At 48.4% G+C, this 12,808-nt stretch carries 6 protein-coding genes and 2 pseudogenes; 3 read left to right on the forward strand and 5 right to left on the reverse strand.

All coding sequences use genetic code 11. The features are described from left to right. Positions 1-225: 225 nt before the first annotated feature. On the forward strand, positions 226-2,022 hold the full coding sequence (locus SPI9445_RS0107215; RefSeq protein ID WP_017304067.1) for a sodium:solute symporter family protein: 1,797 nt from the start codon (positions 226-228) through the stop codon (positions 2,020-2,022). A 139-nt stretch (positions 2,023-2,161) separates the two neighbouring features. Here SPI9445_RS0107215 and SPI9445_RS24715 read toward each other — a convergent pair whose 3' ends face one another. After that, positions 2,162-7,291, reverse strand: a complete 5,130-nt coding sequence (locus SPI9445_RS24715) for a diguanylate cyclase domain-containing protein (protein WP_017304068.1) — start codon at positions 7,289-7,291, stop codon at positions 2,162-2,164. A gap of 176 nt (positions 7,292-7,467) precedes the next feature. Further along, positions 7,468-7,584 (reverse strand): annotated as a pseudogene (locus tag SPI9445_RS31990) (transposase); the annotation flags it as partial. Positions 7,585-7,694: 110 nt separating this feature from the next. Here SPI9445_RS31990 and SPI9445_RS0107230 point away from each other — a divergent pair. Continuing rightward, on the forward strand, positions 7,695-9,269 hold the full coding sequence (locus SPI9445_RS0107230; RefSeq protein ID WP_017304070.1) for an ArnT family glycosyltransferase: 1,575 nt from the start codon (positions 7,695-7,697) through the stop codon (positions 9,267-9,269). Positions 9,270-9,402: 133 nt separating this feature from the next. Here SPI9445_RS0107230 and SPI9445_RS31995 read toward each other — a convergent pair. Further along, positions 9,403-9,819, reverse strand: a pseudogene (locus SPI9445_RS31995) (RNA-guided endonuclease InsQ/TnpB family protein); the annotation flags it as partial. Between the two features lie 2 nt (positions 9,820-9,821). Between SPI9445_RS31995 and SPI9445_RS0107240 the strand changes: the two are divergent. Next, complete coding sequence (locus SPI9445_RS0107240; RefSeq protein WP_017304072.1) at positions 9,822-11,276, forward strand: phosphoglucomutase/phosphomannomutase family protein; 1,455 nt, start codon at positions 9,822-9,824, stop codon at positions 11,274-11,276. Here the strand turns inward: SPI9445_RS0107240 and SPI9445_RS28300 are convergent. Then, the gene (locus tag SPI9445_RS28300; RefSeq protein WP_071525343.1) at positions 11,214-11,534 is read right to left on the reverse strand and encodes a DUF2499 domain-containing protein; all 321 of its coding nucleotides are present in this window, start codon (positions 11,532-11,534) and stop codon (positions 11,214-11,216) included. The genes SPI9445_RS0107240 and SPI9445_RS28300 overlap by 63 nt on opposite strands. 97 nt (positions 11,535-11,631) lie before the next feature. After that, positions 11,632-12,522: a sigma-70 family RNA polymerase sigma factor gene (locus SPI9445_RS0107245; RefSeq protein ID WP_017304073.1), complete on the reverse strand. Its 891-nt coding sequence runs from the start codon at positions 12,520-12,522 to the stop codon at positions 11,632-11,634. Positions 12,523-12,808: the final 286 nt, after the last annotated feature.

The raw sequence follows: 12,808 nt of genomic DNA on the forward strand, positions 1-12,808 counted from the left end.
GGAAAAAAGCAAGCCTTTTGGATTCTTTATCGCTAAAACCTTGCACTTTCTCGCTCTCAAAACGGCTGAAAACCTTATTAAACAGTGCTTAGAGAGATATTCAGCAGACCCTAAAAGACTTGAGGGCAAAAGCCTGAATTTCCCCTGTTCCCTGTTCCCTGTTCCCTGTGCCCCAAACCTTCCCCTACTGCACACAACTCAAGTTAAATTGGCATAAGAGAAACTATGCAAGCATTGGATTGGTGGATTATTTCAGCCTATTTAGCCTTGACCATGGGGGTGGGTTTATTCCTCTCCCGCCAAGGTTCTAAAAGTTTAGTCGATTTCTTTGTTTCCGGGCGCTCCTTGCCTTGGTGGTTAGCCGGAACCAGCATGGCGGCCACCACCTTTTCCATTGACACCCCCCTCTATGTGGCCGGAGTCGTCGCTACGCGAGGCATTGCCGGGAATTGGGAATGGTGGAGTTTTGGCATTGCCCACGTTGTCCTGATTTATATTTTCGCCCGCCTCTGGAGACGGTCAGAAATTGTCACCGATGCCCAACTTACGGAAATGCGCTATGGGGGCAAAATGGCGGCCATTTTACGGGGAACTAAGGCCTTTTTATTTGCCGTGCCGATTAACTGTATCGGTATTGGCTACGCGATGTTAGCCATGGTTAAGGTGGTGGATGCCCTAGAGTTGTGGCAAAGTTTGGGCATCACTCCGGGAGACAATCTCAAGCTGTGGAGTGTCATCGGGGTGAGTGTGTTTGTGCTTATTTACTCCGGTTTTTCTGGATTGTGGGGAGTCGTCGCTACGGACTTTTTCCAGTTTTTCCTGGCTTTGTTTGGGGCAATAATTGTCGCGGTGATTGCGGTGAATCATGTGGGGGGGATGGGGGAACTCATTCCGGCCGTGCAGCAAGCGACGGATATTGATGTTTTAGCCTTTGTTCCCTTTCATCTGAATCTAACGTGGAGTGATACGGCCGGGATTACGGCCTCGACCTTTTCGGCTTATTTATTCGTGCAGTGGTGGTCTTTTCGGCGTAGTGATGGGGGGGGTGAGTTTATCCAACGATTGGCGGCCGCCAAGGATGAAGAGGAAGCGGAAAAAGCGGCCTGGTTTTTTAACCTCCTCCATTATGTGGTGAGAACTTGGCCCTGGGTGGTGGTGGCCTTGGTGGCCGTGGTGATTTATCCCGATTTAGGCGATCGCGAACTAGGCTATCCTAGACTCATGTTAGACTTCCTCCCCGTCGGTCTACTAGGCTTAGTCGTCGCCTCCCTCATTGCCGCCTTCATGAGTACCGTCTCCACCTCCATCAACTGGGGCGCGTCCTACCTCACCAATGACCTCTATTTGCGTTTTCTACGCCCCAATGCCGACCAACAGGAGTTAGTCCTCATGGGGCGGCTTTCCTCCGTCCTAGTGACCGTATTCGGGGCAATTGCGGCCTTTTATGCTACCGATGTGGCCACCGTTTTCCGTTTAGTGATTGCCATTGGCACTGGCCCCGGTTTAGTTTTAATCTTGCGCTGGTTTTGGTGGCGGATTAATGCGGCGGCGGAATTAGCCGCCATGTTGTGCGGATTTGTTATTGGTTTAATCACCAGCACTTCCCCGGTACTGAATGAACTTATCCCAGATTTCGGCGTGCGTTTAATGGTGATTTCCGGCCTCACCGCTTTAGTCTGGATTACCGTGATGTTCCTCACCCCTCCGGAGTCCGACGCAACCCTAGACGCATTTTATCGCCAAGTCCGCCCCAGTGGGTTAGGTTGGCACAGGCAACGATTACGGACGGGGATTTTACCCGGTCAAGATTTAAGTCTGGATGCCTTGCGCGTGGTGACAGCGACGTTACTTTTGTTTGGTTCAATGTTCACCATCGGCGGCTTTTTATTATTACAACCTTTAACCGGGTGGTGTTCTCTCATTGTGGCGGTTTTGAGTGGTTTCGCACTCCGGCGCTTAAATCGTCGTCAACTCCCCGCTATTCCTCGGCCGGGATTGGAGGATGATGATAGTTTTGATTGAGAGGAAATAGGGAATCGGGAATCGGGAGTCGGGAATCGGGAGTCGGGAATAGGTAATAGGTGATAGGGAATAATTATCAATTCTCCCCTGCTCCCGTTCCCTGTTCCCTAACCCCACAAGTAGAGTTATTCAGCAAGCCCTAACTAACTTGATACTGATTCCGGCCTTGGTTTTTCGCCCTATACAGCGCTTGGTCTGCCTCTTCAATTAACAGACTCGGAGCGCCTCCCTCTGGGGGAATGAGGGCGGCAATCCCTAGACTGAGGGTGACAGCATCGCTCACGGTTGAGGCTTCGTGGGGAATGGATAGACTTTGTAGGGCTTGTTGGATTTGCTCGGTGAGGGCTATGGCGGCAGGGCTATCAAAACCGGGCAAAATGAGGGCGAATTCTTCCCCTCCGTAGCGGGCGACTAAACCTGTGGGGCGAGGGAGTTGTTGCTGTAAGACCTCGGCAATATCCACTAGGCAGCGATCGCCTAAAACATGACCATAGGTGTCATTATAAGCTTTGAACTCGTCTACATCGCAGAGAATCAGGGCAATGGGTTGTTGTGTTTGTTGCGCCTCGCTCCACTCTTGGGCTAAATAGGCATCAAAAGCCCGACGATTGGCCACTTGAGTTAAACCATCCAAGGAGGCCAAGCGATTTAACTGGGCGTTGGCTTCAGTTAAAGCTTCTTCTACCGCTTGACGGCGTTCTATTTCGCCTTGGAGTTGTGCGTTTTTCAGGGTTAATTGTTCCGTTCGCTCCTGAACTTTTTTTTCTAAGGTTTGAGCATAGTGTTCCACCTGTTCGTAGAGTTGAGCATTGGTGATGGAAATGGCGGCCTGAGTCGTCAGGAGGTCGAGGACGAGACAGCGTTCATGGGTGAAGGTTTCGGGGAGTTGACGATTTTCGAGATAAATCAGCCCTTTGAGTTGTCCTTGATAGAGAATCGCCGTGCAGAGGACGGAACAGACTTGATTTTGCTTAATATAGGGGTCTTCGGTAAAGCGTCCGTTGCGATAGGCCTGATCTAACACGATGGTTTCTTGGGTGCGTCGGACGTATTGCAGAATCGTCTGGGGTAAGGTCTGGTGAATATCCAGGGGGATGGTTTGCCGAATATTCAGTTGTTCGTCGTTGAGGTGGGCAACGGCTTCTAGGGTGATTTGCTCCCCGGAGTTGAGCATTAATACTCCGTAATTTGCCCCGGCATTTTCCATAAGAATGCGGAGGAATTTATCTAACAGATGGCTGAGAACCATTTCCGTTGAGATGGTTTGGGTGGCCGCCATCATAGTGGGGAGGTCTAACTGTTCGATGATGTTAGTGTTGCTGCTGGTGGTGATGATGCTGGTGGTTTGTTGGGGGCTAGTGACTTGGCGTTGTTGACGACGGATGGGGTCGAAGATTTGGGGATATTCGGTTTCGAGGGCGCGTACTTTGGCGATCGCACCCCAGCGAATATAGGCATAATAAGCTTCTGTGAGGTACCAACGACCAATTTTCTCCCGTCCCCAAGCAAGGTAAAACTCCCCAGCCCGTTCATAGCCTAGGGCTTCCTCTTGGACAAAGCCCGCAGCCTGGGCCTGTGCGATCGCCTGATCGTACAAATCCATTGCCTCCACACATCGCCCCTCTACTCTCGCTTTTTCGGCTTCAATCAACAAACATTTATTCTGATAATTTTCAGGAACATGATTTTGCCAACCTTGCAAGCGGTTTTGATGCTCTTGCAGCACAGCCAAATCCGCCGCGAGGGAGGGAGTTTTTTCCGCCTTCAGAGGATAGCGAGCCAACAGGGTTAAGCTGAAATAGAAGCTATATTGACTGAACACCAATAAAGCCACAATGGGCGCTCGATATTGCCAAGCGTTTTGACCTGCTTCAAAGGCCTGATCATACTGTTTAAAGGTATAGCCTAAGATTAATTGACCAAACAGCGTATAAAAAGCAGAATTGATGTTTTGGGTATCTAAAAAGAGGGGTAACATTAGCTCCGCATCGAATAATTCACCCATTAGCTCATGAAAACTATCTGCTTGGTGAAGGTTCAATGCAACTTGAGTAATAATGGTTAGATAATTCAGTTGATACTCTTGTTTATAATTCTCAATTAATTGCAGATGAAACCGTTGCCGCTTGATGACATTAATCAAAGCTTCCCCCGCAAAAAAGGGATGTTCACAAAAGAAAATAGCGGCATGACAGGCAAACTCTAAGTCACCCGTTTCTAACCCTCCTTTAATCGCCTTTTCTAAAAAAGGAATGGTGTCCCGAATAGGCATTTTCCAGCAGCCAATGGATGCGCCATAGGTTGAATAGATTTTAGCTGTAAACTCCCTAGCCTTCAACTGATCCAGTAATTCAATCGCCACCTTGCCAAAATGATAACCTCGATCAATATCATTCATCGGACCACAGAGTAACCACCCATTTAAGCCATAACTTTGTAAGGATCTTGGACAATTTCCATGTTGCCAAGAAAGAAAAATCATGGTATACACAACAGGTAAAGCAAAGCCCGTATTTAAAATAAAGGCGGCGGGCTGAATATTGCCTAAAATGTCCATTGCGGCTTGTTTGAGGCGATCATCCATTTTAGGCAAAGCTAAGACCTGATCCAGATCAAAATCGGTGGGTATTGTTTCCACTAAATCAACCCCTAATTCCTGCAAAACTCGTAAACCTAAATCAAGGGTTAACTGAAGCTCATTCTTAGCAATATGAATTTTGATTTGTAAATCATAGAGAGGAATTTTATCCAAAAGGGTTCTGGTCTGGGGTAAGGTTGACTCAATCCAAGCAAGGGCGGCTTGAAAATCCCCTTTAAAATACTGAGTTTCAATTAAATTAGTATAAATTTCTAAAGTTAATGGATATTCTTTAAGCCAACTGTCTCCCCCTAATAAATCTAAGGCAAGTTTTAGATAATTTTCACTGGCATCATAAGCCCGATTTAACTTTGCCCGTTGCCCCGCCCACAGGTTTAACTCCGCCAGTTGATTACGCTGCCCTTGGTCTGTTAATAACTCCCTGCCAATATTTAATTGATTAGTAATCGCAAAAACATTATCCTTGCGTTCCTCTGGGGGAATATTTTCTAATAATAACTGACCAATTCTTAAATGAGTTTCTTGCTTTTCGGCCTCTGGAATTAACCCATAGGCTGATTGTTGTACTCGGTCATGGAGAAACCGATAATCTACCGCCACATCCTGCAACTGTTTCGTTTCCGAGGAGTCCAACACCTCCAGAATCCGATAATTCCCCCCCATCGGCAAAATTAACCCCACCTGAAGCGCGGCCCAAAGAATCCCCGCCATTTTTACCGGAGACTCTTGGCAAATCGTCGCCAATCCCTTCAAACTGAAACGATTGCCAATACAAGCCGCTAACTTTAAGGCCTTTTGTCCCGCTTCCGGCAACTTGTGGATATTCCGCGCCATCAACTCTAAAATATTCAAATCCGTCAATCCCACGGCCTGAATTTCGGCAAGATCCCACTGCCAAACATTGCGCGCCACATCATACCGGAACAACCCCTCCCCATAGAGGGTTTTCAACAACTGAGTCAAGAAAAAAGGGTTGCCTTGGGTCTTATTGTGAACCAACTCCACCAGCGGCCGCCGTTGTTCCGGTTGAATCTCCCCAGATAGGGTATCTTCCAGTAACTCCCCCACACTGGCCACACTCAAAGCTTGCACTGTGATTTCATTGACCACTGTCCCGGCCGTTTTCAACGTCTCCACCGTCTGGGTCAAAGGATGCAGCGGCCCCACCTCATTATCCCGATAGGCCCCAATCAAGAGTAAATAATGACTGTCGGGATTCGTGATTAAAAGCTCAATCATCTCCAAGGAGGCAGAATCCACCCATTGCAAATCATCCAGGAAAATTACTAAAGGATGTTCCGGTTGACAAAATACCTCGATAAACTGACGAAATATCCGGTCAAAGCGGTTTTTTGTCTCCTGCATCCCCAAAAGCGGCACCTCTGGCTGTGGTCCAATAATCCGCTCTAGTTCGGGGATAATATCAAGAATGAGAATCCCATTTTCACCCAGCGCATCGGTTAATTTTGCCCGCCATTGCGCTAGTTGTTCGTCGGTTTCTGATAAAAGCTGACGGGTGAGGTCTTGAAAAACTTGGATGAGGGCAGAATAGGGAACAATCCGCATAAACTGGTCAAACTTCCCAGCGACAAAATACCCCCGCGCTGCCACGATGGGTTTTTGCACTTCCTGAACAATGGCCGTTTTCCCAATGCCAGAATACCCGGCCACGAGGACTAATTCACTGGGATGGGGGGGCTCCTCCCTTGGGGGAAGCGTGGCCACTCGGTCAAAAGCGGCCAAGAGTGAGGCGACCTCTTGTTCCCGACCATAGAGTTTTTGCGGAATCAAGAGTTGTGGGGTGCGATCGCGCTCCTTGAGTCGAAAATCCCCAATTTCCCCCCCAGTCAGCCATTGATGGTGACAGGCCGCCAAATCAAACCCCAATCCGGCCGCGCTTTGATAGCGGTCTTCGGCATTTTTCGCCATTAACGTCTGGACTAAGGCACAGAGGGACCGAGGCAGTGCCGGATTTAAACTCGCCAAATCCGGCGGCGTTTTAGCAATGTGACAATGAACCAACTCCATCGCGTCCCTACTGGTAAAGGGAAGACGGCCACTAAGCAGTTCATAAAATGTCACCCCAAGGGAATAAAAATCCGTGCGATAGTCTAACCAGCGATTCATCCGTCCCGTTTGTTCCGGCGACAAATAGGCTAAGGTTCCTTGTAGTACATTAGGATTAATACTGCTCATCTGTTCCTGACTCAAGGAAATAGCAATGCCAAAATCGGCCAGCTTCACCACTTGCCGTTCCCGATTGTAGAGAATATTACTGGGCTTGATATCCTTGTGAATCATCGGGACACGGTGAATCACCTCCAGCGCCTCCACCAAGGCCTGCGCAACGGGGAAAAACTCATCTAAAGGCATCCCTTGTCCCTGATAGAGATCATGAAGCGATCGCGCCCCAAAATCTTCTAAAACCAACACATAACCATTACCATAGCGTTCTAAACCATACGCTTTGAGGATGCGCTCATGGTCTATCTGGTTCGAGAGGGTGTATTCTTGGCGTAAACCCGCTAATTCTTGAACCGTGGGGTATTGAGCCGTGAGAAATTTCAGGACGACAGGCCATTGGTCAGCTTCTCGGACACCGCGATAAATGAGGGTAGATGGGCTTTCATAGAGACGTTGACCCAGTGTGTATCCTGCAAGATTGGTCATGGTGGGTGAGTTCAGTTCATTACTGGTTTTTTCTCTTATTATTAACCCCGGATCAGGATCTCTGCGGTATTTTTCCAGACTTGTGGCTCCGTTGTTATTCTTCAGTCCGAGGAATTTCCGTTTCCCAACAAGGGCAAGCAATCTAGACCCGTGCAGAGTGCTGAAGCAATCAATGGGTTATCTATCCAGTAGCGCAAGCACTTGTTTTGAATGAATTGGCTAGTACGAATGGCTTCATCTAGGGCTTGATATTGCTTGTCTTTCTCTTTGAACTTGAACTCGTATACAATCATGGGATGAACCACTTAAAGGTACCTTATCTTAGAATACAAAGCATAAAGTCGTCCGAAAAGGACGAGGTTTTAGACCCAATTTTTTGATAATTTATAAGCTTTTTTCCAAATTGACAGGTTTCTCCTTAAAAACACTATTCCCTCGCTCTCCTTGGCAGTGGTGCCTAGGGCTCACCCTAGCAGCACTGTGTCTGTGGACAATTAACCTCGGAGGAGTTCCCTTCAGAGATTGGGATGAAGGCTACCATGCTTTTACAGCCCGGGAAGTTTACCGCACAGGCAACTGGTGGCATTTAACTAATTTTGGTCAACCCTATTTTGCCAAACCCCCTCTACCCTACTGGGTCATCACCCTGGGCTATCATTTAACGGGACAGATTAACGAATGGACTACTAGACTCCCCTTGGCCGTGGTGACAGCGTTGGGTGTGCCTCTGTTGTATGGGGTGGGGCGAGAACTGTTTAAACCCCCGGTTTATGGTCTATTCATCGGCGCCGTATATTTAACCTTGCTCCCGGTGGTGCGTCATGGCCGTTTAGTTATGTTAGATGGTTTGATTAATACCTGCCTCATCGGGGCGCTCTTTTGTTTGTTACGCGGGCGCTCCTCCCCACCCTGGGCGCTGGGGGTGGGCTTATTCTTGGCCTGCATTGCCCTAACTAAAGGGGTGTTAGTTTTCGCCTTGGGGGGCATTTTAATCCTATTTCTGCTCGTCTCCCGCCAGTGGGAAACCCTGAAAAACCCCTATCTCATGGTGGGGATTGTCCTAGGTTTAGTGCTAACGGGCATTTGGTACGACTCCCAGCTACAAAAGTATGGTCAGGTCTTTTTTGAGGTTCACATCCTCTCCCAGAACTTAGACCGCCTCTCAGATGCTGTAGAGGGCAATTCTGGACCGCCTTGGTATTATCTCATTGAGCTATTAAAGTATGGTTTTCCTTGGTTGCTGTTTCTCCCCGGTGGCCTCCAACAAGCTTGGCAAGAACGGCGAGAACTTTGGGCGGTGTTGGTGGGGGTGGGAACGGTGAGCTATTTGGGACTCATTAGCTTGATGGGAACTAAACTGCCTTGGTATATCTTGCCCTACTATCCTTTTTTTGCTTTGACGGTGGGGGTATATCTGACCCGACTTTGGCAGGAAAAACCTCGTTATTCCCGCTTTTGGTGGGGGTTCTTAGTTTTTTTGGCGGTGGATGGATTGGGAGGCATGGTGTACTTTTGGCTCGCTGATCCCCAAGTTCCCTTAATCCTCATGGCGGGGGTATTATCGGTTACGATGGGCGGGGTGGCTTGGCTGATGGGGCGACAGGATCGGCGGTTTCTGCCTGTGTTATTTGTGGGGATGTATGGTGTGTTAAGTCTGTTAATGCTCTCTAGGAGTTGGAACTGGGAGGTGAATGAACAGTTCCCGGTGAGGGGGATTGGGGCAATGATTCGGGAAAATACGCCCCCGGAACAGGTGGTGTATACCTCTTTTGCTTATCATCGCCCGAGTTTGGATTATTATAGCGATCGCTCAGTCCAACCTGCTGCACCGCCTCAACTGCAAGAATTCTGGGCTTCTGGTCATTATGTTTTACTGGATGCCCCCACCCTCGCCACCTTTGAACCGGAGGAGTCTGTCATAATTGATACGGTGGATGGCTTCACTCTCTTGGCCCCAAGGCTGAAGCATCGGGAATAGGCAAGGCTGACCTGTTAAGTCTTGGGTCTTCTCGTCAAGGGGGTTGTGAGGCCTAGAGTGTAGCCGTTAGCTAGGATGGACATGGAAAGGACTTGACTCCTCCCCGCTCTTGCATAGACGGGGATTCCCAGAATCACTTCTGAGAGTGCCTGCTTCGTAGCACCTGCCGTCCAAGCGATTGCTTTTCGGGTCTTACGTTTGCTCCACAGGCTAACACCGAAAGTCCTTTGCTACGCAACGTTTCACGAACGGCTAAATGGTTCTTTGCAGCATTCTCGTCCCGGTCATGGTGTGCCCCACAGGCAGGACAATCCCATTCACGGATAGACAAAGGAAGTTTATCAACCTTATGCCCACAGTCAGAACAAGTTTTAGAACCAGGGAACCAGCGCTCAAGCTGGACAAAGATGCGACCAGACCAACGGCTCTTGTAGTCCAATTGGCGCATCATCTCTCCCCATCCAGCGTCCGAGATAGCTTGACTCAGCTTCGGATTTTTGACCCTGTTTTTCACGGCCAACGACTCAGCGACGATACTCTCGGAGGTTCTTGATGAACAGGGGAGATCAGCCGGGAATTTGCTTTGGCACTGATGGATGGCGGGGGATTATTGCTGATGATTTTACTTTTGTGCGAGTTTGTCAGGTGACACGGGCGATCGCCACTTATTTGGCCAGTGTCTATCCTCTGGATCATCCCGTCTTCATTGGCTACGATACCCGATTTCTGGCGGCTGCGTTTGCCCAAACGGCGGCCGAGGTGTTGAGTGAGATGGGTCGCCGGGTTGGACAAGTGGATCGGGATTGTCCGACTCCGGTTTTAGCTTATTATGCCCGTTCTCAACCCTCAGCAGGGGCGCTGATGTTTACGGCGAGTCATAATCCGGCTATGTATTGCGGCCTCAAGTATATCCCCCACTGGGGCGCACCGGCTCCCCCTCACATTACCGATGCGATCGCCCATGCTTTATCTGAGGTGTCTGATGCCTTACCCCAAGGGACAAGAGGGGATCTCATTACCTCTTTTAATCCACAACCCGCCTATTTAGCTCAGTTAAAGGAACTGCTGGATGTGCCGCGTCTTCGTCAAGGGGGATTACGGGTTAAGTTTGATGCGCTCTATTCTGTCACCCGAGGTTATTTAGATCAGGCTTTAAGGGATTATGGGTGTGAGGTGGAAACCCTTCATTCTGAACCGGATGTTCTGTTTGGGGGGCGCTCCCCGGAACCTAGTCCGCCACAGTTGGAGAGTCTGCGAGAGGCAGTATTACGGGATGGGGCGGATTTAGGGGTGGCGACGGATGGGGATGGCGATCGCTTTGGGATTCTCGATGAACAGGGAAACTACTGTACCCCCAATGAAATCCTCCTGTTGCTCACTCGCCATCTCTACCAAAAAGGGGAACGGGGGGCGATTGTCCGCACCCTCGACACCACCCATGCTTTAGATCAACTGGCTCAAGTTTATGGTCTAGATTGTTATGAAACTCCAGTAGGGTTTAAATATATTGGGGAAATTATGGGAACGGTTCCGGTGTTGATCGGGGGGGAGTCCTCGGGGGGATTAAGTATTGGCCGCCATTTGCCCGAAAAGGACGGCATTTTAGCCAATTTGTTGGTGGTGGAGGCGATCGCTTTTGCTCAAAAACCTCTCTCGGTTTTGATTCAGGAGGCGATCGCAGAAGCGGGAGGAAAACGCTACAATCAACGTCTAGACTTCCCTCTGCCAATGGCTCAAATTCGTCCCTTTCTAGAGAATTTGCGCGCAACCCCCCCAAGGGATTTAGCAGGGATTCCCCTAGCTAAAATTAACAGCCAAGATGGTCTAAAATTCTACCTACAAGATGGCAGTTGGGTATTACTGCGCCCCTCCGGTACAGAACCTCTCCTGCGAGTTTCTCTGGAAACGGATACTCCCCAAAAACAAGAGGAACTCCAACAAGCATTACAAGCCATTCTCGCCCCTTTTGTCGGGACGAGTCGAACGCCAAATCCACCAAGCGGCTAAACAGAGGGTCATGTTGCCGAGGACTGTCATACTGGCTTGAAGGGTGACTAACCATTCTAAGCTGGGGAGATTGTCGAAAAAATGCCAGGTACAGGCACACATGGCACTGATGAGGGCGGGGAGCATTGCCCAAGATAAACTGCGCCAAGTGCGATCGCCTGTCACCTCACTATAAGTCCAAATCAACCAAATCGCAGCAATCCACTCAACAACACTCGACACATGAATGATCCAAGTGGGAATAGACAGGGCGTGCATAATGGAAATCACAAAAAAAGGAAACAGGTTTTTGGTTTTCGTGTAAGTTTGAGTAAATTTTCTGTTACTAGGAAGCACCTCCTATCCTAGCGGAAAATTAACCCGCAACTTCCCGCAAACGGAAGGCATTACGCTTGAGAGTTCGCAAGGCCTTATTTTGCAATTGCCGCACTCGTTCATGACTCATGCCGCAATGATTCCCAATTTCCTTAAAACTCATCTTTTTGCCCCCTTGGAAACCAAAACGTAAACTAATAATCTCTCGTTGTCGAGCAGGTAAACTGTCTAATAAATCTTGCACATGACTTTGTAACTCTTGATGACTGGCGAACTCACTCGGAGAAATTGAATCGTCGGCTAATAATTGCCCTAATTCCGTTTGGTCGTCATCCTTCACCGTGACATTCAAACTTTTAGGATTTGTTCGGTAAACGGCTTGGCAAATCTGCCGCAACTTAAAAATATCAACTTCTAATTCGGTGGCAATCTCTTCCTCGGTGGGTTTTCTCCCTAATTCTTGGGAAAGTTGACGGGTAATCCGCTTGATTTGATTGACCTGTTCGGTAATATGAATCGGGAGGCGAATGGTTCGGCTTTGTTCAGCTATGGCACGGGTAATCGCCTGACGCACCCACCAATAAGCATAGGTGGAAAATTTATAACCTCGGGTCGGATCAAATTTCTCAATCCCCCGCATAAGACCTAAACTTCCTTCTTGGATTAAATCCAGTAAAGATAACCCACGATGCTGATATTTTTTAGCAATAGATACCACTAATCTTAGGTTAGCTTGAGCCATTTTTTGGCGTGCATATTGCCCTTGTTGGACAATTTTTTCTTCCTGTGCTGTTCGCTCTGTCTTCTCCAGTAATGGTAACATTGCCTGGACTTTTGTTGCTAATTCCACTTCTTCGGCGCGACTAAGCAAAGGAGTCCGCCCAATTTCTTGCAGGTAGGCTTTAATGTTATCTGTAGCAACTTTGGCCATGTTTGAATTGTCCTCCTAGACAGATGCTAAACTGGTTAAGATCGCTGGCAACCGATGAACGTTGAATCGGTGAAAATCTCCTGATGAAATCTAGATTACAATTCAATCTAGATTAGAGCTAGTTTCAATGAGCTAGTTAAAAAGAGTGATTGACTTGGGGAAAAGTCCATAAACTGAACCATTTCAGTTAACTAAATAGTCCATTAATTACTGTGCAAGTTATTATTCCGCAATTTACCAGATTCTATTAACTCAATTCATCAATTTACTCGGATTTAAACTGAGC

Source organism: Spirulina subsalsa PCC 9445 (assembly GCF_000314005.1).
Classification (GTDB): Bacteria; Cyanobacteriota; Cyanobacteriia; order Cyanobacteriales; family Spirulinaceae; genus Spirulina_A; species Spirulina_A subsalsa.

What these genes read in the sequence shown, in the direction of transcription:
- SPI9445_RS0107215 (WP_017304067.1), top strand. Translation starts at nt 226, where the DNA reads ATGCAAGCATTGGATTGGTGGATTATTTCAGCCTATTTAGCCTTGACC.
- SPI9445_RS24715 (WP_017304068.1), bottom strand. Translation starts at nt 7,291, where the DNA reads ATGACCAATCTTGCAGGATACACACTGGGTCAACGTCTCTATGAAAGC.
- SPI9445_RS0107240 (WP_017304072.1), top strand. Translation starts at nt 9,822, where the DNA reads ATGAACAGGGGAGATCAGCCGGGAATTTGCTTTGGCACTGATGGATGG.
- SPI9445_RS28300 (WP_071525343.1), bottom strand. Translation starts at nt 11,534, where the DNA reads ATGCACGCCCTGTCTATTCCCACTTGGATCATTCATGTGTCGAGTGTT.
- SPI9445_RS0107245 (WP_017304073.1), bottom strand. Translation starts at nt 12,522, where the DNA reads ATGGCCAAAGTTGCTACAGATAACATTAAAGCCTACCTGCAAGAAATT.